The sequence below is a fragment of the Labrenzia sp. THAF35 genome (genome assembly GCF_009363595.1).
Lineage (GTDB): Bacteria > Pseudomonadota > Alphaproteobacteria > Rhizobiales > Stappiaceae > Roseibium > Roseibium algicola.
Genome location: NZ_CP045380.1, coordinates 2,583,214 through 2,606,946, shown reverse-complemented (window position 1 = coordinate 2,606,946; position 23,733 = coordinate 2,583,214). Strand labels below are relative to the sequence as shown.

General features: G+C 61.4%; 22 protein-coding genes. All 22 read right to left on the bottom strand.

Annotation, left to right across the window (positions count from 1 at the left end; genetic code table 11):
• Window positions 1-7 precede the first annotated feature (7 nt).
• Entirely contained in the window at window positions 8-1,045 is a 1,038-nt protein-coding gene (locus FIU93_RS11855) for a TRAP transporter substrate-binding protein (RefSeq protein ID WP_152505670.1), read from the bottom strand.
• Window positions 1,046-1,070: 25 nt separating this feature from the next.
• The gene (locus tag FIU93_RS11850) at window positions 1,071-1,892 is read right to left on the bottom strand and encodes a putative hydro-lyase (RefSeq protein WP_152505669.1); all 822 of its coding nucleotides are present in this window, start codon (window positions 1,890-1,892) and stop codon (window positions 1,071-1,073) included.
• Between the two features lie 73 nt (window positions 1,893-1,965).
• Complete coding sequence (locus tag FIU93_RS11845; protein WP_152505668.1) at window positions 1,966-2,874, bottom strand: LysR family transcriptional regulator; 909 nt, start codon at window positions 2,872-2,874, stop codon at window positions 1,966-1,968.
• 207 nt (window positions 2,875-3,081) lie between these two features.
• Window positions 3,082-4,656 (bottom strand): acyl-CoA dehydrogenase family protein, encoded by a 1,575-nt coding sequence (locus FIU93_RS11840; RefSeq protein WP_152505667.1) that lies wholly within the window; start codon window positions 4,654-4,656, stop codon window positions 3,082-3,084.
• A gap of 226 nt (window positions 4,657-4,882) precedes the next feature.
• Window positions 4,883-5,338, bottom strand: coding sequence for a DUF3237 domain-containing protein (locus FIU93_RS11835; RefSeq protein ID WP_152505666.1), 456 nt, complete (start codon window positions 5,336-5,338; stop codon window positions 4,883-4,885).
• The gene (locus FIU93_RS11830) at window positions 5,335-6,207 is read right to left on the bottom strand and encodes an amidohydrolase family protein (protein ID WP_023003195.1); all 873 of its coding nucleotides are present in this window, start codon (window positions 6,205-6,207) and stop codon (window positions 5,335-5,337) included. The genes FIU93_RS11835 and FIU93_RS11830 overlap by 4 nt, the downstream gene beginning before the upstream one ends.
• A gap of 16 nt (window positions 6,208-6,223) precedes the next feature.
• Window positions 6,224-8,038, bottom strand: coding sequence for a feruloyl-CoA synthase (locus FIU93_RS11825; protein ID WP_152505665.1), 1,815 nt, complete (start codon window positions 8,036-8,038; stop codon window positions 6,224-6,226).
• Window positions 8,039-8,063: 25 nt separating this feature from the next.
• A complete protein-coding gene (locus tag FIU93_RS11820) occupies window positions 8,064-8,534 on the bottom strand; it encodes a MarR family transcriptional regulator (RefSeq protein WP_208984233.1) in 471 nt (156 codons plus the stop codon).
• Window positions 8,535-8,553: 19 nt separating this feature from the next.
• A complete protein-coding gene (locus FIU93_RS11815) occupies window positions 8,554-9,321 on the bottom strand; it encodes a crotonase/enoyl-CoA hydratase family protein (protein WP_055656770.1) in 768 nt (255 codons plus the stop codon).
• 10 nt (window positions 9,322-9,331) lie between these two features.
• Window positions 9,332-10,096, bottom strand: a complete 765-nt coding sequence (locus FIU93_RS11810; protein WP_055656147.1) for an SDR family NAD(P)-dependent oxidoreductase — start codon at window positions 10,094-10,096, stop codon at window positions 9,332-9,334.
• An 88-nt stretch (window positions 10,097-10,184) separates the two neighbouring features.
• Window positions 10,185-11,501: a TRAP transporter large permease gene (locus tag FIU93_RS11805; RefSeq protein WP_023003190.1), complete on the bottom strand. Its 1,317-nt coding sequence runs from the start codon at window positions 11,499-11,501 to the stop codon at window positions 10,185-10,187.
• Window positions 11,498-12,085: a TRAP transporter small permease gene (locus FIU93_RS11800; RefSeq protein ID WP_023003189.1), complete on the bottom strand. Its 588-nt coding sequence runs from the start codon at window positions 12,083-12,085 to the stop codon at window positions 11,498-11,500. Before FIU93_RS11800 ends, FIU93_RS11805 begins: the two co-directional genes overlap by 4 nt.
• Before the next feature lie 66 nt (window positions 12,086-12,151).
• A complete protein-coding gene (locus tag FIU93_RS11795; protein WP_023003188.1) occupies window positions 12,152-13,192 on the bottom strand; it encodes a TRAP transporter substrate-binding protein in 1,041 nt (346 codons plus the stop codon).
• Between the two features lie 563 nt (window positions 13,193-13,755).
• The gene (locus FIU93_RS11790) at window positions 13,756-15,402 is read right to left on the bottom strand and encodes a dihydroxyacetone kinase subunit DhaK (RefSeq protein ID WP_055656154.1); all 1,647 of its coding nucleotides are present in this window, start codon (window positions 15,400-15,402) and stop codon (window positions 13,756-13,758) included.
• 11 nt (window positions 15,403-15,413) lie between these two features.
• Window positions 15,414-16,409, bottom strand: a complete 996-nt coding sequence (locus FIU93_RS11785) for an ABC transporter ATP-binding protein (RefSeq protein ID WP_023003185.1) — start codon at window positions 16,407-16,409, stop codon at window positions 15,414-15,416.
• Complete coding sequence (locus FIU93_RS11780) at window positions 16,402-17,499, bottom strand: ABC transporter ATP-binding protein (protein WP_055656157.1); 1,098 nt, start codon at window positions 17,497-17,499, stop codon at window positions 16,402-16,404. The genes FIU93_RS11785 and FIU93_RS11780 overlap by 8 nt, the downstream gene beginning before the upstream one ends.
• A 5-nt stretch (window positions 17,500-17,504) precedes the next feature.
• Window positions 17,505-17,693: a hypothetical protein gene (locus FIU93_RS11775; protein ID WP_035908047.1), complete on the bottom strand. Its 189-nt coding sequence runs from the start codon at window positions 17,691-17,693 to the stop codon at window positions 17,505-17,507.
• Window positions 17,693-18,634, bottom strand: a complete 942-nt coding sequence (locus FIU93_RS11770) for a carbohydrate ABC transporter permease (protein ID WP_023003182.1) — start codon at window positions 18,632-18,634, stop codon at window positions 17,693-17,695. The genes FIU93_RS11775 and FIU93_RS11770 overlap by 1 nt, the downstream gene beginning before the upstream one ends.
• Window positions 18,631-19,578, bottom strand: a complete 948-nt coding sequence (locus tag FIU93_RS11765) for a sugar ABC transporter permease (RefSeq protein ID WP_031270370.1) — start codon at window positions 19,576-19,578, stop codon at window positions 18,631-18,633. The genes FIU93_RS11770 and FIU93_RS11765 overlap by 4 nt, the downstream gene beginning before the upstream one ends.
• A 201-nt stretch (window positions 19,579-19,779) precedes the next feature.
• Window positions 19,780-21,099 (bottom strand): extracellular solute-binding protein, encoded by a 1,320-nt coding sequence (locus tag FIU93_RS11760; protein WP_023003180.1) that lies wholly within the window; start codon window positions 21,097-21,099, stop codon window positions 19,780-19,782.
• Between the two features lie 225 nt (window positions 21,100-21,324).
• Window positions 21,325-22,353, bottom strand: a complete 1,029-nt coding sequence (locus tag FIU93_RS11755; protein WP_152505664.1) for a LacI family DNA-binding transcriptional regulator — start codon at window positions 22,351-22,353, stop codon at window positions 21,325-21,327.
• A gap of 343 nt (window positions 22,354-22,696) precedes the next feature.
• Window positions 22,697-23,656 carry an NAD-dependent epimerase/dehydratase family protein gene (locus FIU93_RS11750; RefSeq protein WP_152505663.1) on the bottom strand — a complete coding sequence of 320 codons (960 nt, stop codon included), beginning with the start codon at window positions 23,654-23,656 and terminating at the stop codon, window positions 22,697-22,699.
• Window positions 23,657-23,733 lie beyond the last annotated feature (77 nt).

Genomic DNA, 23,733 nt, shown 5'->3' with positions numbered 1-23,733 from the left:
CCCGGGCTTAGTTGGTCTTGATCTGCACACCGACGACGGTGCCGACGCTGTCGTTCCAGCGCGCAGCCCAGTCACCGCCGGCCCGCTCCGCCCATTCCGGCAGAACATCCGTTTCCAGGATCTGGCGTGCCCGCTCGATGTCACCGTCGCTGGCTTCGACCAGAACCATGTCCCTCACGTCGCCCGAGGCGCATTCGCCCTTGCCGGTCAGGCAGGCGATGTCATTGGTCAACGCACCTTCTGCCGACGCCCAGGCGGGGGCTTCGAACTTCTCGGCAATTTCCTTTTCGATCAAAGCCCGGGTCTCGCCGGACAGAGCGTTCCACTTGTCGAGATTGATCGCAGTTACCACCGGGGCCCAGCCGCCAAGCGGGATCGGCAAGAGATGCGTGCTGACTTCCCACCAACCGGCGCTGTAGCCGGAGCCTGCCCCGGTCACCGCACAATCGACGACGCCCTTCTGCAGCGCGCCCGGCACCTCGGAAAAGGCAACCGTAATGCCTTCAGCACCCAGCGCTTCCAGGAACTTGGCCGTCATGCGGCCGGATGCGCGGATCTTCTTGCCCTTCAGGTCGTCCAGCGAACCCACTTCGGCGTTGCAGAACACCACCTGCGGCGGATAGGGCGCAATGGCAAGCACCTTGGAATTGAAGCGTTTTTCGAAGATCTCCTCGACCATCGGCCGGGCAGCATCGACCGCCGCATGGGCCTTGTCGGCAGACATGGCCACCAGCGGCACATCGAGGCCTTCCAGTTCCGGTGCATCGGCAACTGCATAATCGCCCACCGTCATGCCGACGTCGAAAACACCCTGGCCAAGCAGGCGGAATACTTCACCAACGCCGAGGTTCATCTGGTTGTGGGTCGTGACGGTTGTGTTGATGGTGCCACCGGATGCCTCAGGCAAGGCGGTCTGCCAGAACGGCGCCTCATAGTCCTGGTGCAGAGGCAGGCTGGACCAGCTGCCGACGACAGACAGATCTTCCGCGGCGGCGGCCGAGGACATGGCGACACCGGCCATGAGGAAAGTCAGAATCTTTTTCATGTGTCCACTCCGTGAAGGTTCGAGCTTACAGCGTCTTTTTTGTTATGATTGGAATTTCAGCGTCATCCGGGATGTCCGTGATCAGCATGTGTCCCGGTTTATGGGTAATCAGCAGCGGCAGGGCAGCGTTCTGGATGATGGCTTGCGGCGTCACTCCGCAAGCCCAGAAGACGGGCGTGAAACCGGCCTCCACCGGCACCGCATCGCCCCAGTCCGGATTGTCGAGATCGGAAATGCCGATGGCCGCCGGATCGCCGATATGGACCGGTGATCCGTGCGCCAGCGGAAAGCGGGCCGAAATGGCTACCGCGTCCCGCACCCGCTCATCCGGGATCATCCGCATGGAAACCACCATTGCACCGCGGAACGGCCCGGCCGGTGTCGTTTCCATGTTCGAGCGGTACATCGGCACGGTGACATTGTTAGAAATGTGCCAGAGGTCGATCCCCGCCTCGATCAGCGCATGTTCGAAAGTGAAGGAACAGCCGAGCGCAAAGGCGACGAGATCGTCTGACCACAAGGCGCTTATGTCCGTCACCGAGCCTTCCAGCCGACCATCGCGATAGATGTTGTAGGCGGGGACGTCGGTACGAATATCGAGGCAGTGTCCCAGGGTGAACAGGAGGGGATTTCCCGTGTCCGAAGCACCGATCAACGGACAGGGTTTCGGATTGCGCTGGCAGAAGCGCATGAAATCCAGCGCATAGGCTTCCGGAATGATCGCCAGGTTTGCCTGAAGCAGGTTCTTGCCCAGCCCCGCCGTGTGCGAGCGATAGCTGCCGGACCTTATCTGCGCCCGAAGCGTCTCGATGTTTTCCTGTCGAAGGGTTTCATAAGATTGCAGCACTGGGGCTCTCCTCCATTGGAGAAAGGCTCCCGCATTGCGGCTATAAACTCAAATTGAATGATTTTAGCAGATATTATAAATGATTTTTATATCCTGAGTAAGCGACCGCCACCTCCAGCGCCTTCTTCGCCGCAGCCGCCACGATATGGCTGCGCGGGTCACCGAGATAGCTCGCCGAAAACCTCAGGGCATCCGGCACCCATCCCGGGTCGAACTCGACGATGCGTCCGCCATCGACATAGGGCCGTGCCAGCGCCTTCGGCAACGCCGCGACCCCGAGCCCTGCTTCCACCAGCCTGAAACAGGCAGACAGAGACGATGACGGGAACATCTGCACGTCCGGTGCAACCCGTTCGAACAACAGCGTTTTCAGCTCGCGGTAAGGCCGCGTGTGCCGGGCGTAGGTAATCACGGGTTTTTCCCGCAAAAGCGCCTCGGCTTGCGCGCCCTCGGCCGGACTATCCGCCGCCACGTACCAGCCGAGGTCGAAACCGGGCAGCTCGATATTGTCGACCGAATATTCCGAAATCGGCCCCAGCAACAGGGCCAGATCGATTTCCCGGTCGAGCAAACCGGCGCGCAGGTTCACCGAGATATCGACGTTGATTTCCACGATCAGATTGGGAAAGTCGGCCCGCAGCGCGGCAACCAGATCCGGCAGCCAGCACTGTGCAATGGTTTCCGAGGCTCCGATGCGCAGATGGCGGTCAATCCCCTCACGGGAGACCACCGTCTCCTCGACCTTGTCCGACAGACGCTCGAACTGCTCGGCAAATGTCTGAAGCAGCTCGCCGCGCTTGGTCAGCTTCAGCCTGCCGGGCGAGCGTTCAAACAGCTCGGTCCCCAGGGCTTCCTCAAGCCTCTTGATCCGCGTCGTCACCGCCGGCTGCGTCAGGTTCAAACTTCCTGCGGCCTTGTTGACGCCCCCATGGCGGACAACGGCCAGAAAGGCCCTCAGCTGATCGAGATTGAGCGGATGCATGAAACGTCCCGGCGTGATCGGTTTGGGCTACTTTGCGCGAAGCTGCGGACATTGAAAAGGTTTCGGGAACAGACCGGCGTGCAAAAGCAGAACGAGAGAGAACCTCATCCCCGGCCTTTTTGGCGAGATGTTACTGCCCAAGGGGCTCGTGCCCCTTGCCCCTTGCCCCTTGCCCCTTGAAGAAAAGAATTTCACTGCTGTGCAGGCTCAGGCGCTCAGCGCCAGCTCGGGCCCTGCAAGCACTTTCCCCGCAAGCCGTCTGATCCGCTCAGGGTCCGGATGGCAGTCAGCCTTTTCCGCCATGCGTGCCCACAGGACCTTCAACAGCGTCTTGCTCGTCAGTGTCATGAAGTCATGGGCAAGGGCTGTCGGGTCTTCGCTCTGCAACACCAGATCCCTCACGCGGCACCAGTTGGCGACAACCTCGCCCAGTTGCGGGTAAATCTTGTCGTTCCGCAGACATTCGGCCCGCAGGAATTCCTCGAATGCCTCGCTTTCCTTGCCCGGCAACAGACGCGTGACCAGTGCTCTTTCATGAATGGCGTTGGCACCTTCATAAATCGCGGTGATCCGCACATCCCGGTAGCACTGTTCCAGGACGTATTCCTTCAGATAGCCGTACCCGCCGAGCACCTGCATGCCAAGCTCCGTTGCCTGCATGCCGGCTTGCGTGCAGTAAGCCTTGGCGATCGGTGTCAGGAATTCCGCCAGAGCCCGGTTCTCGCCTGCTTCGACCGTGACGAGCGCAAGGTGCGCGATTGCTCGTCCGCCAAGGGCAAGGGCATCGATCTCGTCCAGCATGCGACGTACGTCGGCATGACCATCCAGCGTCACCGGCTTGCCCGCAGCATCCCGGCCCTGCTTGCGTTCCGCCGCATAGGTGCTGGCGATATCCGCAGCGCGGGCGGCATGGGCAACACCCTGCAAGGCCACATCCACGCGGGCATGGTTCATCATCGTGAACATCGCCTTCAGGCCTTCGCCTTCCCGGCCAACCAGTTCGGCGACGGCGCCGTCGAAAGCAAGCTGGCAGGTGGGCGAAGCATGCAGACCCATCTTTTCCTCAATACGGGTCACGGTCACCGCGTTGCGGCTGCCGTCCACGCGGGTGCACGGGCACAGAAACAGCGACAGGCCCTTCACGCCATCGTCTGACGTGCGCGCCAGCACCAGGTGATGGATCTTCTCGCTCATGTCCTGATCGCCGCCGGAGATGAAGATCTTCTCGCCGCTGATTGACCAGCCATCACCAGCCCGCACCGCCCGGCAACGGATGCGGGAAAGATCGGACCCCGCGTCCGGTTCGGTCAGGCACATGGTGGCAAGGGCCTCGCCGGAGGCAAATTGCGGGATCACGCGCGCCTGCTGATCTTCCGTGCCAAAGGCCAGCAGGGTGCGGGCGGCACCCGCAGCAAGGCTCGTCACCATCTGCAGACTGTGGTTGGCGCCGGTGAAGATTTCCGAGGTGATCGCAAGTACGCCGGCATCGAGCCCCTGCCCGCCAAGCTGTTCCGGGATCGTCAATCCCGGCCAGCCCTGCTCCGCATAAGCGGCATAGGCTTCGCGGAACCCGTCCGGCATGCGCACCCGCCCCTCCACCAGCCGGCAACCCTGGCTGTCGCCCGGTTCGTTCAACGGGGCCAACTGCTCTTCTGCAAAGGCAGCAAAATGACCGCCGATCTCGGCGGCAAGATCCGCATCGAAGTCCGGCAGATCGGCTGCCCCGGCAACATGGGTCAGGCAGAACAGGATATCGTCAAGCGGTGCGGTGAAGGGTTTCATGGCTACAGGCTTTCAATGGATCGGCAATACGAGCAGTTGCTGCAATTTCCCCCTCATCCTGAGGAGGGCGCCAGCCCGTCTCGAAGGATGGGCGGCTAACTCCGGCGCAAGCGGCCCATCCTTCGAGACGGACCCGAAGGTCCTCCTCAGGATGAGGAGATCGGTGATCGTGGACTTTGTTTCGAAATGTTTCGAGAGCCCGGACATCACAACTTCACTCCCGCCCTCACCCCACCCGGAACAAGGACACAAGCACGGCGGAGGCAAGCCGCCGGCCGGTGCCGACGAAGAGAGTATTGTTGACCCAGTCATAACGCGGGTCTCCGGTCTCCAGCCGCGCCGCCGTGCGGAAGTAATAGAGCGTCGGGTCGATATCCTCGCCGCGGGCAAGCGCTTTCAGCACGTCCGGCGGACCATGGCGAACACCCTTGTTGATGATCTCGATCACCGCGCCGTCGTCTGTCTCGAAGGCGTAACGGGTGTCGATGTCGGCCGAACCGTCTGCCAGGATCGTCTGCCAGTCAGCGCCCATGTCCAGCACCGTTCCGGACACCTGTCCGCTCACCCGGCCACCGACAATCGGGATGATCCGCCGCGCACCCGCCCTGCCCTGGCCTAGTTCCCGGACAGGGCCAAGTTCGACCTCAAGGTCGCAGAAATGGGAGAGCTTCGGAGTGATCATGCCAGCCCCAGCAGCCTTGCCGCATTGCCCTTGATGATGTCCGGCCGAAGCTCGTCCTTGATGGCGATCTTCTCGAAATCCGCCAGCCAGCGCTCCGGCGTGATCATCGGCCAGTCGGAGCCGAACAGCACCTTCTTCTTCAGGATCGAATTGCAGTATTTCACCAGGATTTCCGGGAAATACTTCGGCGACCAGCCGGAGAGGTCGATATAGACATTGGGCTTGTGCTGGGCGACCGCCAGGGCTTCCTCCTGCCAGGGGAAGGAAGGATGCGCGAGGATGATCTTCATGTCGGGAAAATCGACCGCGACATCGTCCATATACATCGGGTTGGAGTATTTCAGCCGCATGCCGTTGCCACCGCGCATGCCGCTGCCGACGCCTGTCTGGCCGGTATGGAACAGCGCAATGGAGCCTTCTTCCGCGATCGCTTCATAGAGCTCGTAGGCCATGCGGTCGTTGGGGTAAAAACCCTGCATCGTCGGGTGGAACTTGAAACCCTTGATGCCGAAATCCCTCATCAGGCGCCGCGCCTCGCGCGCACCCATCTTGCCCTTGTGCGGATCGATGGAGGCGAAGGGGATCAGCACATCGTCGTTTTCGGCGGCAAGTTCCGCCACTTCCTCATTCTTGTAGCGGCGGTAGCCGGTCTCGCGCTCGGCATCGACCGGAAAGATTACCGCCGCAATGTTCTGTTCGCGGTAATGGGCTGCCGTTTCCGGTACGGTCGGCGGATGGCTCCAGGGCGCGCGGAAGTATTTCGCCATCGTGGCCTGCAGGTCGTCATAGCCATCGTCGGAATGACAGCCGCAGGGCTCTTCGGCGTGAGTGTGGATGTCGATGGCGCGAACCTTGGTGATGTCGACCATTTCAAGCGCTCCTCAATCAGAGTGTGACCACAGCAGGGTCATCGTCGGTGTAAAGCCGTTCCAGCAGGGCCTCGCGGCGCGCCAGAACCTTTCGGATGTTCAGATTGCCCTTGGCGGTCATCTCGCCTTCGGGCATGGAAGCTGGCTGAGACAGCACGATGGCGCGGGACACCAGTGTCGAGCTGCCGCTGATCTCGCGGGCGCGCGCCGAAAGCCGGCGGTGGATTTCGCCCTGCAGCAGCTTGCAGCGGAAAGCACCGTCATCATCGTTGAGGTCAAAGCCTTCCCGGGTCAGCTCCGCGACATTCGGGAAGATCATCACCCCGATCTGGTTCCGATCGGCGCCGGTGATAATCAGGTCTGCGGCAAGCGGCGCGAGGCGGGACAGCATGTCCAGCTTCAGCTGCGCCGCCCGCACCCAGGTGCCGGACTGCAGCTTGAAGTCTTCCGATATCCGGCCGTCAAAGCGCATGCCCTTGTTTGCGTCTGCCGGATCAAGAAACAGCATCGCATCCCCGGTGATGAAGAACCCTTCTTCATCGAAGGCCGCGGCGGTCTTTTCAGGATCGTTGAGATAGCCGGGCATCACGTTGGGGCCCTTCACGCGGACTTCGCAGCGCATGTCCGCATCCGGGATCAGCTTGACGGTGACGCCGCTCACCGGAACACCGACAATGCCGGAGTGGGGGGCAGGTTCCTGCTGCATCAGGGCCGAGGGCGCTGTTTCGGTCAGTCCCCAGGAAGACGTCATCAAGGGCACCTCGCCCTTGACCTCCATCGCCATGCGCTCAAATCCGGACCAGACCTCCTGCGGCAGGGAGGCCCCTGCATAGAAGATCAGATCCAGATCCTCGAAGAAGCGCTGACGCAGATCCGCGTCCGCTTCCAGTGCCTTCAGCAGCATGCCGAAGCCAAGCGGCACGTTGAACACCAGCGTACCGGTCTTCAACGACAGGTTCTCCACCGTCCGTTCGAACAGGCCCTTCACCGGCTTGCCGTCGTCAATGTAGAGACTGCCACCGTTGGCCAGCATCATGTTGAAATTATGCGAGCCGCCGAAGACGTGGTTCCAGGGCAGCCAGTCGACGATCACCGGCGGGCGCTTGCGCAGGAACGGCATGGAGTCGGCAAGCTGGGCCTGATTCACGCACATCATCCGGTGGGTGGTCAGAACGCCCTTCGGGCTGGAGGTCGAGCCGGAGGTCATCAGGATCTTGCCGACCGTATCCGGAGTGACCGCCGCGAAAGCACTGTCGACGTCGACGCTACCGTCTCCCTTCAGCAGGTCGGCGAAGGCGGTAACGTTCCGACTCCCCGGGCGGCTGGCGACAATCTCGACCGACGCAAGATCTTCAAGGTTCAACGCTTCGCCGTATTGGTCGGCATCGACCACATAGGCCATTTTCGGCTTGATGAGGTTGATCGCCTCGCGCAGGCGGCCATGGGCACCGTGAATGAGCGAATACTGCTCGGCCACCGGCACCACCGGCACTCCGACATACTGGGCAGCAAGCGCAAGAATGCCGTGATCGACGCCGTTGCCGGACATGATCAGGATCGGCGTATTTGCCCCCATGCCCCTTGCCAGGAGCGCGGCACCGATCGCCCGAACCTTTTCCAGGATGCCCGCATAGCTTTCCTCGCGCCAGCCGGCACCGCTGCGTTCGGCCAGAAACACCCTGTCCGGAGCTTCCCCCGCCCATTGGTGCAGCCAGTCTCCCGTCCGCTCGACCACCGGGCTCAGCGGATAGGTGGACCGCAGCAGAATGCTGCCATCCGGGCGGTCTTCCCGCTCGACCGAGTGGCGCAGAAATTCCGTGGTGCGCTTCATGATCGTCTCCTCCCGAAACTTCATGTCAGTCTTCCCGTTGGCGGTTGCTTTCAATCATCTGCATCACCTTGGTGGCGACACTCAACGCGTCCTTGCTGATACCGTTGAGCAGCATCTTCTCGTGCTCCATGACCGCGGCGATTGCCTTTTCACACAGCCGGCGACCGGCCAGTGTCGCCTTCAACGCATAGGCCCTGCGGTCACTCGGCAACCGGTCCCTGATGATCAGGTCACGCCGCTCCAGTTCGTCGACAATCACGACCAGGTTGGGCCGTTCGATATCCATGGCCTCGGCCAGTTGGGACTGGCGCAGGCCCGGGTTGTCGACGATCAGCACAAGGGCGGTATAGGTCAGCATGCGCAGGTCGAACGGCTTCAGGGTGCGGCTCAGGTCCGACTGAATGACGTTGAACGTCCGCTTCATCTGATAGCCGTAAAGCGCGCGCAGGGTCCTGTCGCTGACGTTGACAATTCCGGTCTCGGTCTCCGGTTCCATCGCGGTTTTCCTCATGAGATCACCTGAAGGTCGGGTTGCGCTTTTCCAGGAAAGCGGCAAGGCCTTCCAGCGCGTCCGGGCTGGTCTGTGTAATCGCGGCGCACAGGCTCTCGGTAAAGAGACCGTCCGTCTTGGACATGTCCGCAATGCGCGCCAGCGCCTGGATCATGATGTAGTTGGACAGCGGCGCGTTGGAAGCGATCCGGCCTGCCAGGTCCTGTGCCTTGGCCAGCGCCTCTCCCTCGCCGACGGTGTAATGAGCAAGACCCAGAGCCAGGCCTTCGTCCGCGTTGTACTTGCGGCCGGTCAGCATCATCTCGGTCATCCGGTCCGCGCCCAGAATGCGGCCCACGCGCACGGAAGCGCCACCACCGACGAAGATGCCCCGGCGGCCTTCCGGCAGCTGGAAGAACGCGGAGGTTTCGGCAACGCGCACATGGGTGGCACTGGCCAGTTCCAGACCGCCGCCAATGACGGCGCCGAACATTGCGGAAACCACCGGCAACCCGCCGAACTGGATCCGGTCCATCACCTGGTGCCAGCCGCGCGAATGGCGCATGGTTCCTTCCGCGTCGCGAGCCACATGCTCAGACAGATCAAGGCCCGAGCAGAAATGCCCGGCCGTGCCGGTGATGACCACCGCCTTCACCTCGGCGGGCGGAGACAGGAAAAAGCCGTCGATGGCCCCAAGCAGCTCGTCGCACATGGCATTGCGCTTGTCCGGACGGTTCATGGTCAGGGTCGCGACGCTGTCGGAAATCTCAATTTTCAGGATCGGTTCTGTCATCGGTGTCTCCTCAGCGCGGCGGCAGACGCACGGCGCCATCCAGGCGGATGGTCGTGCCGTTCAGGAACGGGTTGGTCACGATGTGCCCGGCAAGCAGGGCGAATTCCTCCGGCTCGCCAAGACGTGGCGGGAACGGAATGTTGGCCGTGATTTTGGCTGAGACCTCTTCCGGCAGGCCTTCCATCATCGGCGTTCTGAACAGACCCGGCGCAATGGCCATCACGCGGATGCCGTGCTGGGCAAACTCCCGCGCTGCCGGCAGACACATGGCGGCAATGCCGCCCTTGGACGCCGAATAGGCAGCCTGGCCCAGCTGGCCGTCCTCGAAGGCGACCGATGCCGTATTGACGATCACGCCACGCTCGCCGTTTTCCAGCGGTTCCACGTCCATGAGGCGTCTTGCGGCATGGCTCATGACATTGAACGTGCCGAAGAGATTGACCTTCAGCGTCTTTTCAAAGGTATCGAAGGAGAGCTTGCCTTCCCGGCCGACGATGCGCGCGGCAAAGCCGACGCCGGCGCAGTTGACGACAACGCGCGGCGTTTCACCGAGCAACCCGATCGCTTCGTCGAGTGCAGCGCCTACGGCTGCCTCGTCGCTGACGTCGGCCTGAACGGCGAAGCCGCCGATTTCTTCCGCCACAGTGCGGGCCCGGTCGATATCGAAATCAAGGATCGCAACTTTCGCGCCCTGGCTCGCAAAATGACGGGCTGTCGCGGCCCCGAGGCCACTGCCGCCACCTGTCACGAAAGCCGCTTGTCCGGATATCAGCATGGCACAGCCTCTGAATTGGTTTTAGTCATCATTGTTATATCTCATACCTATTTTGATACGCCGAAAGGGCGCACTCCTTCCGGCTGGGTTAGCCAGCCAGAAGGAACAGGGTGATTGACGGAAAGAGGACCAACAGGATCACGCGGACTATGTCGGACGTCACGAACCAGAGAACCGCCTTGTAGGTCTCCTTCATCGGCGTCGACCGATCCATCGCGTTGATGATGAAAAGGTTCATGCCGACGGGCGGTGTTATCAGCCCCACCTCGACAACGATCAGCACCAGGATACCGAACCAGATGGCAACGTGTTCCGGGCTCATGCCGAAGTCGAGCACGCTGATCACCGGAAAGAAGATCGGGATGGTCAGAAGGATCATCGACAGGCTGTCCATGAGGCAACCGAAGACCAGGTAGAACAGCAGGATCAGTGTCAGAACGACAAGCGGACTGAAGCCCTGGCCAACGACCCAGCCGGAGAGTTCCTGCGGCAGCTGGCTGAGTGCCAGGAAGCTGTTGTAGAAGCCGGCACCGAGCACGATGAAGAAGATCATCGCCGTGCTCATGGCCGTCTGGATCATGCTGTCGACAAAGACCTTCCAGGTCAGGTTACCGGAAATGAGCGCGATGATGCCCGTTCCGGCCGCACCCACGGCAGCGCCTTCGGTCGGGGTAAACCAGCCCAGATAGATGCCACCGACCACGAGCCCGAACACCAGAAGCACAGGCCAGACGTCCATCAGCGCACGCATGCGCTCCGCATAAGGCACCGGCTCACGCGTTCCGGCGGAGCCGGGATTGAGGCGGACATAGATCGAGATGGTGATCATGTAGCCGATGGCCGCCAGAATGCCGGGAATGAAGGCAGCCAGGAACAGCTTGGCGATGTTCTGTTCGGTCAGGATGGCATAGATCACCAGGATGACCGACGGCGGAATGAGAATGCCGAGCGTGCCGCCGGCGGCCAGCGTTGCCGTCGAAAAGCCGCCGGAATAGCCGTAGCGGCGCAGTTCCGGCAGGGCGACACGGCTCATGGTGGCGGCGGTTGCCAGCGACGATCCGCAGATGGCGCCAAAGCCCGCGCAGGCCCCGACCGCAGCCATGGCAACACCGCCCTTGCGGTGGCCGAGCCAGCTTTCGGCGGCCTTGAAGAGAGACGACGACATGCCGGAGTGGGTCGCGAACTGCCCCATCAGCAGGAACATCGGAATGATCGTCAGCGAGTAGCTGGAGAAGGTGGAATAGGTCTCCGACTTCAGCTTGGCGAGAATGATGTTGGAACTGCCGGTCGCAAGATAGAGACCACCCAGACCGCAAATCATCATGGCAAGGCCGATCGGCGCCCGCAGGAAGATAAGCAGCAGAAGAACGGGAAACGACAGATAGCCGAGTTCAAGCAGGCTCAATGGACCCCTCCCTCGGCATCGGGCGTGAAACGCCGGCCGGTGATCAGTTCAAGCACCTTGGCGACGGCGCAGTAGAGCGCGACGACGGAGGCAACAGCGGCGGCGGCAAAGCTGAGCGCGAAGGCCCACCAGATCGGAAACTGCAGCAGGAAGGTGGTTTCGTTGTAGCGCATCTTGTCTTCCATGCCGACGAACAGCCGCCAGGTGATCAGGAAGATCAGCAAGCTGAGGAGAACCTCCCACACGACTTCCAGCCACCGGTTCATCCAGCGCGGAAAACTGCCGGCGAAGACGTCCACGGTGGCGTGTCCCCGCTTAAGCTGGCAGATGGGCAGAAAGGCGAAAATGGTGAAGCTGATCCCCGCTTCGACCAGCTCGAAATCGCCGGAAACCGGACCGACACCGGTCGCGATCAGCGCGTTGGCGGCGCTTTCGGACAGCGAGGTCATGAATTCGGAATGACCGAATGTGTTCAGCCCGCGGCCAAGCACGCTGACACAGGTCAGCCCGATCAGCGCCGTCAGAACCAGACCGCCAAGGATCGCCATGAAGCGCGCGAGACGCTCCACCAGAGTGAGCAGCATTTTACGTGTATCCTGTCGAAGGATGCCCTCCGGAACACCTGGTTCCGGAGGACTGCTTCATGACGGTCAGTTGGCCATCAGCGCTTCGGCACGGGCCTGCAGCGCCTTGCCGTCGATGCCCTTGGCATCCATTTCGGCGTACCACTCGTCGATGGTGCCCTGAGCGGCGGCTTCCCACTCGGCAGCCTGCTCGTCCGTCAGCGTGATGATGTTGTTGCCCATCTCCACGGCTGCGGCCCGCGGGCCGGCATCATCGGCCTGCATCTGCTTGCCGGCGAAGGCAGAGAATTCCTCACCGGAGTTTGCGTCGATGATGGCCTTCAGGTCGTCCGGCAGGCTGTCGTACTTGTCCTTGTTCATCCCGAAGATGAAGGACGTGGTGTAGAGCGCCTTGCCCGGGAACTCGGTGTGGTTCTTGACCAGCTCGTTCACCTTCAGCGCGCCGACGACTTCCCACGGAATAACCGTCGCATCGACAACACCCTTGCTGAGCGCCTCCGGTATGGCCGGAACCGGCATGCCGATCGGCGTCGCGCCCAGATTGGAGAACAGCTTGTTGGTGACACGGGTCGGTGCGCGCAGCTTGACGCCGTTCAGGTCGGACAGTGCAACGATCGGCTTGCTGGAGTGGATGACACCGGGTCCATGAACCCAGAGGGCCAGCGGCTTGAAGCGCGCGAAGTCCTCATCCATCATCGTTTCTTCGGCAAGCTTCCAGTAGGCACGGGACATGGTCTCCGCATCCGTCATCGTGAACGGAAGCTCGAACACTTCTGCGCGCGGGAAGCGGCCCGGGGTGTAACCGGCAACGGTCCAGACGATATCAACGACACCATCGACGACCTGATCGATCAGCTCCGGCGGCTTGCCGCCCAGCTGCATGGCCGGATAACGCTCGATCTTGATGCGCCCACCGGATTCCGCTTCGATCTTGTCGGCCCAGGGGTCGAGAACGTTCTTGGGTACATTGGCCTGAGCCGGCAAAAACTGGTGCAGGCGCAGCGTGACTTCCTGCGCAAGTGTGGACGACATGCTCCCGCCAAGTGCGATTGCGGAGACAGTCGCAGCCACAGCCAGTTTGGCAAACTGCTTATGCAAGTTGATCATGGTTTCCTCCCTGTTCGATCAACTTCAAAACCTGACCGGATTCCTCCCTCCGATCAGATGATGATCTATAATAGTTATATTACATAACTTTTTTCAAGCTCTATTTGGCGACCTGGTTCACTCCCTTTGCCTTGAGCTTTGCATGCAGGCGACCAATCGGAAAGTTATACATTCTGGTCAGCCGCAAAAGCATCACAAGATCCCGTAAAATTTGCCGGAGTTTGTGATGGATCAATCCCGAAGGCAAGGGTTTCCGTGAGAAGAATGGACAGAAAACGTCTTTATCATCAACCCTGCCACTTCCTGCAAAGGAAGACCCGCCAGCCGGCATGACGACAGGCACCTTACCTAACGCAAGGGCATCAAGGCGGTAGCATCAAGCCAACGGGAATTTGTGGAAAGCCTGCCGGAGATCGCAATGTCCCGGGCCTTGCGGGCTATCCGAACGCCGGAACACCATTGGCGAGGACACTCGACCAGGGGCTGGTTCAATGGAATGGAAAATCAGGGAAAGCACCGGCAGGCCGTGAGCTCGAAGCCCGGCCTGCCGGTCAGGTGCCGGCCTACGCGGACTTGGAGGTAAGGGCCGGTGAGAGGGTCAGTTGCTCGAACAGCCGGGCGACGGCCTCCGCGCCCGGATCGTTGTGACCGGAGAGGTTCGCCTCCGAGACATAGGATGCCCTGCCCGCGCGCGCCCGCGTGATCCGCGACGTGGCGTCCGCGCCCTGACGGGCTTCGGCAGCAGCCGCCTCGACACCGTTTTCCAGAGCGTTGAGCGCCGGCAGCAGAGCGTCGATCATGGTGCGGTCACCCGGCTGGGCGCCGCCCACCTGCATGATCCGGTCAAGACCGGCCTTCAACGCCCCAATGGCCCCACGGCCGCTGGAGGACGCATCGCCGGCAGCGGCAAAGAAGATCGCCAGCAGGACACCGGAAGATCCGCCCATCGTCTGGCTGAGTTCCAGACCGATGGCCCGGTAGAGCTGGGTGAGATCCGCCAGCGGCAACCGGTCGAGTGCCTTCACCAGCGCCCGGGCGGCGGTGGCAAGCGTGCTGCCGGTATCGCCGTCGCCCGACTTGGCATCAAGCGCATTGAGATCGTCCTCGGCCGCAATCAGGATGTCGCAGCAACGTTCGATGAACTTCCGCGTCTCCGGGTTCTTGGACGGCAGCGGCTGGATCGGCGTCAGACCGTCCGGCAGCGGCAGCACCGACACTGCGCCAAGCGCAAGGCAGCCGGGCCATGCCCAGGGTGCGACCGGCGCCTGCAGCAGGGCTTCTTCCGTCTTGCCGACCGGCAGCAGCGACACCGAGAACCCATGCATGTCGAGCGAGGTCATCATCGCCGCGGGGCCGATGACCCAGCGGATCTGGCTGCCGATGCGCGAGGCCGTGAGCTCTTCCAGAAGCACCGACATTTCAAGAGGTGTCGTGCTGCCCAGGTTGTTCACGATCGCCACATGAGGTCCAGGTGCGAGGTTCGGTGCAAGCCGGTCCACCACCATGGCCATGGCGGCGCGGGCATTCGAATAATCAACCTGCTCGATCCCCGCCTCGCCATGAATACCAAGCCCGAGTTCCGCCTTGCCATGGGCAATCCGGTCTTCCTTGGGCGAGCCCGGCACCGTGCAGGTGTCCAGCGACATGCCGATCGAGATCGCACCGCCGATGGTTTTCTTCGCCGCCTCGGTAATGGTTTCAAGATCCGCGCCCTGATCGGCGAGCGCTCCGGCGATCTTGTGCACGAACAGCGTACCGGCGACACCGCGCGCCTGCGGCAGGTCCGGCAGGGCAACGTCGTCATCGACAATCACCATGTTGACCTTCAGTCCGAAGGAGCGGGCCCGCTCGGCCGCCAGACCGAAGTTCAGCCGGTCGCCGGTGTAGTTCTTGACGATCAGCAGGCAGCCGGCCTTGCCTGTAACGGCCAGAATTCCCGCCAGCACGGCATCCACGGAGGGAGATGCAAACACCTCGCCGCAGACGGCCGCCGTGAGCATGCCCTGGCCGACGAAACCTGCATGGCTTGGCTCATGACCAGAGCCGCCTCCGGAGACAAGCGCCACCTTGGATTTGTCCCAGTCGGTGCGCACCACCACCTTGATATGCGGATAACCGTCGAGACGGGCGAGCCGTCCGCCGGCCGTGCGCAGCATGCCGTCAATCGCTTCGGTGACGAGCGTTTCCTTGGTATTGATGAATTGCTTCATGTCCCGTCTCCTCAGGAAATGCGAGCGCCGCTGGCGTCGAAGAAAAGCGGATTTCTTGGTTGAATGGCGAGAGTGTCGCCCGGTTCCAGGGCGGTGTGGCTGTCTGACAGCGTTACGACGGAATGTCCATCCAGAGATAGATGCAGCCGGGTCTGATCACCCAGATGTTCGACCCGGCGAACTTCCGATACCTTGCCTTCGCCTTGCGCGATATGCTCCGGACGCAGACCGATGGTCTTGGCACCGCTCGGCGCGCCGGCAAAAAGATCGGCCGGCAGCACGTTGATGCGTGGCTGGCCGAGACGCCCGGCGACATAGAGATTAACCGGGTTTTCGTAGATCTCGCGCGGCGATCCGAATTGCACCAGGCGGCCATGATCGAGAACGCCGACGTGCGTTGCCATGGTCATGGCCTCGATCTGGTCATGGGTCACGTAAAGCAACGTCGCCCCCAGGCTTTCCTGGATGCGCTTCAACTCGATGCGCAGGTCCGAACGCAGCTTGGCGTCGAGCGAGGAAAGCGGTTCGTCCATGAGATAGATGGACGGATCGCGCACCAGTGCCCGGCCGATGGACACCCGCTGCATTTCGCCGCCGGAAAGGTTGGTCGCCTTGTTGGCAAGCTTGTGCGAAATGCGCAAGACTTCGGCCACTTCGGCAACCTTGCGGTCGATCTCGTCCGCAGGCGTCTTGAGCAAGGGCGAGCGAAGCGGAAATGCCAGGTTCTCCCGCACGCTCATGTGTGGATAGAGCGAATACTGCTGGAACACCATGGCGACGTTGCGCTGCGCCGGCGTGTCGCCAACCACCGACCGCCCCGCGATGACGACGTCGCCCGCGTCCGGCTGTTCCAGTCCCGCGATCAGACGCAGGATGGTGGTCTTCCCGGCCCCTGTCGGCCCCAGCAGCGTCACGAAGGCGCCGTTGGGGATGTTCATGCTCACCTCATCGACAGCGAGCGTATCGCCGAACCGCTTGGTGAGGCCTGACAGCCTGACTTCAGCCATGAGCAAGCACTCCCTCGTTCAGTTCCGACCGCAGCGCCCGCCCCGACTGATTGTCGAACAGTGTCACCGTTGATCCGTTGAATTCGAGGCCGACAAATTCACCGGCGCGAACTGGCTGGTCTGAGGGAATGCGGGCCTTCAGCTCACCGGAGGCGGTCTTCAACGTGACGATCTGCGTGGTGCCGAGATATTCGGCGGCCAGAACCTCACCCCGGTAGGATCCGCTGTCGTTGAGCGTGATGTGCTCCGGACGAATGCCGAAGACCATGTCGCCTTCAAAGGGTTCCATCAGCCGCGGCACGTCCAGTTCCTCGTGATGCATCATCACCTTGGACGCGCCTGCATGGACCTCGCCGTGAAAGCGCAGGAAGTTCATCGGCGGCGAGCCGATGAAGTCGGCAACGAACATGGTTGCCGGCTTGTCGTAGATATCCTGCGGCGTGCCGAACTGCTCGATGACGCCATGGTTCATGACCACGATCTTGTCGCCCATCTGCATGGCCTCCAGCTGGTCGTGGGTGACATAGACAGTGGTGGCGCCCATGCGGTCATGCAGCGCCCGCAGCTCCTCGGCCATATGCTCGCGGAACTCCGCGTCGAGCGCACCGAGCGGCTCGTCCATCATGAAGGCTTTCGGATCCCGGACGATGGCCCTGCCGAGAGCGACGCGCTGGCGATCGCCGCCGGAAAGCCCGCCCACCGGCCGGTCGAGGATCTTCTCGATCCCGAGAATGCGGGCAACTTCCGCCACTTTCTCGGCAACCTGATGTTTCGGCATGCCCTGGCTGACCAGCGGATAGGAGATGTTCTTGCGCACATTCATGTGTGGGTAGAGGGCGAACATCTGGAAGACGAAGGCGATATCGCGCTGGCTCGCCGGCCGTTGGCCGACTTCCTCGCCGTCGATATAGATCTCGCCCGACGTCGGCAGCTCCAGCCCGGCGATCATGCGCAAGGTGGTGGTCTTGCCGCAGCCGGACGGGCCGAGCAGCATGAAGAACTCACCGTCCTCGATCTTGAAGGAAGACGACTGCACGGCAGTGAAGTCGCCGAATTCCTTCCGAAGGTTTCTGATTACGATCTCTGCCAAGACAGTCACTCCGGAAAGTGGCTGACGATGATGAACATGACTGTTCCGGTCAGCGTGACGATGAAGGAATAGGTGTAGGCCCACAGGAAGACCGGCTGCATCAGCATGATCACACCAATGGCGATCAGAAGGGATGCGAGCATTTCCCAGGACCCGCGGCGCAGGCGGACGAGGCCGCTCATGAAATCGCTGATCATTTGCGGACCGCTCCGAAGGTGATGCCGCGCAGGAGATGTTTGCGAAGCAGGATGGTGAAGACCATGACCGGCACCAGGAACAGGGTTGCCCCTGCCGCGACCGCCGGCCAGTCCTGGCCGCCGACGCCGATAATGGTCGGAATGAAGGGAGGAGCCGTCTGTGCCGTACCGGAGGTCAGCAGCACCGCGAAGGCATATTCGTTCCACGAGAAGATCAGGCAGAAGATGGCCGTCGAGGCGATGCCCGTTGCCGCCTGCGGCAACACCACCTTGTAGAATGCCTGGAAGCGGGTGTAGCCGTCGATCAGCGCCGCTTCCTCGTATTCTCGCGGGATCTCGTCGATGAAGCCCTTCAGCAGCCAGACCGCAAGCGAGATATTGACCGCCGTATAGAGCAGGATCATGCCCAGGTGCGTATCCGACAGCCCAAGGGTGCGGAACATCAGGAAGATCGGGATCGCGACCGCGATCGGCGGCATCATTCTTGTCGACAGGATGAAGAACAGCAGGTCGTCCTTCAGCGGCACCTTGAACCTTGAAAAGGCATAGGCGGCGAGCGTTCCGAGGAACACCGACAGGAAGGTGGAGCCAAATCCGATGATGACCGAATTCAGGAACCTTTCGCCGTAGCGGGAGGGGCCTGCGATCACCATGTCGCGGTTGCGAACGATTTCCTCGTACCAGGTAGCGGGCGGCGGCAGCGCCTGAAGCTGTTCCGGCGACACGCGGGTGCGGGTGGTGAAGAGGTTGACGTAGCCTTCCAGAGACGGTTCGAAGAGCACCTTCGGAGGATAGGCGATGGCATCGACCGGAGACTTGAACCCTGTCGTCAGGATCCAGACCAGCGGCAGCAGGGTGATGACCGCGTAGGCGATGACCAGCGACCCGGCCACCCACTTCTGCCGCGAAGACGGTTCTGTGATGGAATAGCTGCTCATCTTTCCTTCACCTTGTTCAGGGCTTTGACGTAGATCGAGGCGAGGCCGAAGACAGTCACGAACAGGACGATCGCGTAGGCGGAGGCATAGCCGGTGCGCCACTTCTCGAAGGCTTCACGCTTCAGGTTGATGGAGGTGAGCTCGGTCACGGAGCCGGGGCCACCGCCGGTGAGCTGCACCACAAGATCGAACATCTTGAAGTTCTCGATGCCGCGGAACAGGACTGCCAGCATAAGGAAGGGCAGCACCATGGGCACAGTGATCGTCCAGAACTGGCGCCACTTGCTGGCCCGATCGATTTCCGCGGCCTCGTAGATATAGTCCGGTATCGATCGCAGGCCTGCCAGACAGATGAGCATCACGAAGGGGGTCCACATCCAGGTATCGACGATCACGATGGCCCAGGGCGCGAGCGCCACGTCGCCGATCATCTGGAAGGATGCCGGATCGACCCCGGTGAAGAAGGACACACCGTAATTGAAGAGACCGATCTGCGGCTGGTAGAGAAAGGTCCAGAAATTGCCGACAACGGCCGGCGACAACATCATCGGCAGCACGATCAGGGTGGTCCACAGATCGTTGCCCTTGAATTTCCGGTTGATCAGCCAGGCCAGGGTGAAACCGATCAGCACCTGCAGGACGATGGTCCAGAACAGGAAATGCGCGGTCGCCTGCATGGTCAGCCAGATGTCGCCATCGGTCAGGATGCGCTCGTAATTGCGCAGGCCGATGTATTCGACATCGCGGTTTGGCCGATTGGCCCGAAAATTCGTGAAACTGAGATTGATCGTCCAGATCAGCGGGAAGATATTGACCGCAAGCAGCAGGAAAATTGTCGGAGCGACAAAAAGCCAGGCAATCGTACGGTCGGAAAGCCCTCGGATTTTCGCGGCAACGGTGGGCGGCGTTGCCTTTGCTACTCGGTCTATCGGGGTGTCGGACATGAGACGCTCTTCTTGAGAAACGGTTCCGGAAAGCAAGGGCCGGGACGGCCGGTCTTTCAGGGTGAGACAGCCCGCCAGAAGGCGGGCCGTCCGCAGAGGCAGGATCAGGATATGGCCGCCAGAAGACCGGCCATCTGCTGAGACAAGGGCAGGTCAAACCCTGACAAGCGCATTGGCATCGTCAGGGTTCGCCTGGAGCCGTCAGAGCTTGCCTTCGTCCTCGAAGGTTTCGGTCCAGTCGGCGATCAGCTTGTCGAGCGCTTCCTGTGCGGTGCCCTGGTCGGCAACCACATAGTCATGAAGGCGTTTTTGCATCGCCAGCAGCAGTTCGGCGTAAGCCGGCTCCTGCCAGAAATCCATCACGTTATCCATGGCCAGAAGAAAATCGGACGCAAACGGCGCACTGTCCGGGAAGCTCGGATCGCTGAGGACGCTGACATGGCAGGAATAGCCACCGAGATCCCACCACTTCTTCTGAACGCTCGGCTGCGCGAACCACTTGATGTACTCAAGCGCCGCATCCTGCTTGTCGGAATAGGCCACCACGGAGATGCCCTGCCCGCCGAGCGTCGAGGCTTCCCGGTTCTGGCCGGGATTGACGAAGAAGCCGATCTTGTCGCCGCCCACATCCGGGTCGGCATAGAGGCCTGGGAAGAAGGCGAACCAGTTCATGGCCATGGCCACCTGCCCCGACTTGAAGGCATCGAGGGACTGTTCCATGTAGCTGTCGGTGTAGCCCGGGGGCGTGCCGGTCTTGTAGAGTTCCTTGTAAAACTCAAGGCCCGCCACGGCTTCGGGCGAGTTGACCGCACCTTCCATGTCGTATTTGCCCGGCGTCATCTCGTATTTGAAGCCGAACGGATAAAGCGCGCTGGTCGCGCCCATGGTGATGCCTTCCGAGCCGCGCTCGGTGAAGATGGACGCGCCGTACCGGGTCTGACCGTCGATCTCGCGTCCCTGGAAGAACTGTGCGACTTCCAGAAGCTCAGCTTGCGTCTTGGGCGGAGCCAGGTCACGGCCGTGCTTCTCCTTGAAGGCAGCCTGAATGTCCGGCATTTCGAACCAGTCCTTGCGATAGAACCAGCCATTGGCATCGCCCATGGCCGGCAGCGCATAGTAGTTCGGCTCGCCCTTGGGCCAGGTGGAATAGGCATAGACGGTCGCCGGAGCGAAATCGTCCATGCTGATGCCTTCCTTCTCGAAGAAGTCGTTCAGCTTGACGTAATGGCCGTTTTCCGCGCCGCCGCCGATCCACTGGCTGTCGCCGATCAGCAGATCGCACAGTTTGCCGCCGGAGTTCAGCTCGTTCAGCATGCGGTCGGCGAAGTTCGGCCAGGGCACGAATTCGAAGTTCATGGTGTGGCCGTATTCGGCTTCAAATTCCTTCGACAGCTCGACCAGCGCGTTGGCCGGATCCCAGGCCGCCCAGCACAGCGTCAGCTCATCGGCCTGCGCATTGGAAACAGATAGTCCGCTAACCGCAACAATGGCGGTTGCCGCGAGAAGTTTCGCAGTTTTCATGGGTGAAGTCCTCCCGAATGGTCGCGTGCCGGCGCATGCCGGACCGCAGCACTCCTCCAAGTGCAGGCTCACGCTATCTGACATACGTATGTCACGTCAATCAAAAAACTGACATACGTCTTTCTTTTCGAGATCAATCAGACCTGAACCATGCCGATAACACAGGGCATGGCATTGATTTTACTTATTTTTAGGGGACAGAACTCGTGGCCGGAGCAGCCAGCCTCAATAGAGGTTTTCGCGCATGATGATCTCGATCCGGATCTTTTCCTGCGCCTCATAGATGTCCGTGCCGTCGCATTTGGCCCGCAAGACCCGCAGGGCACTGCGCACGAGATGCCCGACATTCTGGGCGATGACAGCATCAAGTTCGCCATCGGCAAGAGCCTGCCGCGTTACGGGCGTCAGATCGTGAGCGATCACCACAAACCGCCCGGCAACGCCGTGCTCACGCAATGCATCCAGCATGGCCGCATTGCCCGACCCCATGGAATAAACCGCCTTCAGCTCCGGGTGTGCCTTGAGCGCGTGGTCAAGGGTTTCATGAATCCGGTCCGGATCGTCGTAGAATTCGATCGTCGGCAGGGTTTTCAGTTGCGGAAAGTCCCGCGACAGCACTTCGTCCAGACCGAAGCGGCGCTCGATACTGTCACGCGCCACCATGGAATTGGTCACCACCAGGATGCTGCCGGTCTCGTTGCGCAAAAACTTGCCCAACAGCGCCCCTGCGGTCTTGCCGGCGGAGAAATTGTCGACACCTGCAAAATAGTGGCATTTCGAGTTCGGCAGGTCCGACACCAGCGCGACGACGTAAACACCTGCACTCTTGATATGCGCGATGGCATCGCGCACCTGCGGTGTTTCCGGAACCATCATGGCAACGCCGTCCAGTTCGGACAGGTCCAGGGTCTTCAGCCTGTCGACAACCGCGTGCGGGTCGGCGGCGTCGACCAACAGGACGCTGACGTCGGTCCGGTCCGCCACCTGCGCACCGGACGCTTCTTCGACCGCGGCCACGAGCGTTTCGACGAAATGATTGGGCCCTTCGGGAAGAACGAACACGAATTTGTACTGGCGCTGCCTGGCGAGATTGGCCGCATTGGTATCGCGCACATAGCCGAGCTTGCGAACAGCTTCCTTCACCCGCTCCGCGTTCTTCGGGCGCACATCCGCACGCCCGTTCAAGACCCGGTCGACGGTCGACAGGCTGACCCCGGCCTCGCGGGCGATATCGTGTACGGTAGGCTTGACCATCACGTCTCCCGGACCACCCCGCGTTCTCGTGAACGCAGACAAGATGATCCACCACTTCAACGCCGATCTGCGTCTGGGCGCTCCCGCGGGACCGACCGGACACCCGCTGATCGACAGGGAGACAATGTCGCGCAGCATTCTGACATACGTCAATCAAAAATCCGCTTTACGGCGATTGACGGAAGAAATTTCCCCAAGGATATCAGGCAATTGCAAATCGCGGGCAAGCCTTGCAGAAGCAAGACGGCGCCATTGGCCACGCTTTCCCGCAGCTAATCCGATTCATGGCAACAGGGCAAGCCAGGCCGGTCGTTTCAACCGGCACCAGCTCAAGGAAAGGCAATCAAACAGCGGACAGACCGGGGTCAGTAGCACCTGCACTGTAGGCACATGCAGGCTCTGCAAGCGGAGCCTCGCCATTTGCATCCGCAAAGGCCCGGACCATGTGCGCAAGCCCTTCCTCTATGCTTGTCTTCGTTTGCCAGCCGAGCAATTGCCGTGCTCTTTCCCCCGACCCGACGAAGCCGTTGACGTCGAAGCTGCGCGGCCCGACATGGTGGATTTCGGCGGCCGTTCCGGCCAGCCGTACGCTGGCTTCGGCAAGTTCGGTCAGGCTGGTGCCGACCCCGGAGACGAATTGCACAGGTGGCGGCGCCTTCCGTTCCGCCTCGATGAAAGTGACCATCTTCAGAATACCGTCAACGACATCATCCAGATAATTGAAGTCGAAGACATGATTGCGGCCCTCGACCTGCAATCTGCGCCCTTCGGCGGCGGCTCTTGCGAAGGCGGGAACAACACGGTCCGCATGATCGGAAATCCGGCCATAGACGTTCGAGAACCGCAGGATCGCGGCCTTGACACCGGCCTCCCGGGCCGCCTCCACCAACTTTTCGCCTGCCAGCTTTGACCGTCCGTAGACATTCATCGGGCAGCGCGCAGTGTCTTCATCTGCCGGAAACCGCGTAACCGGCCCATACGCTTCCCGGCTGCTGCCGAAGAGGACCCAGGGACGGCTATCGCTACTTGCAGCAGCTGCAAGGACGTTGCGGGTTCCACCGACATTCACGTCCCGGCACAGCACGGGATTATGCTCGCCCCAAAGCACCCGGGACACCGCTGCAAGGTGAATAACGCCGCCGCAGCCCCGCACCGCGTCTTCAACAGCAGCGCCGTTGCGGCTGTCCTGCCCAGCTTCGGCAATATCAAACGTGCGGATAGGGCGGCCCAGCGCCATCAGCGTGTCCACAAGGGCGGACCCGATGAGGCCGGCACTTCCGGTGATCAGTATGGGAAGGGACATGATGTGGTGTGTTCCAGGGTAGCTGCGAAAGCCCGGCCGCCTACCCGCTCGGCCGTTAAATCGCGCCTAGCACGCGC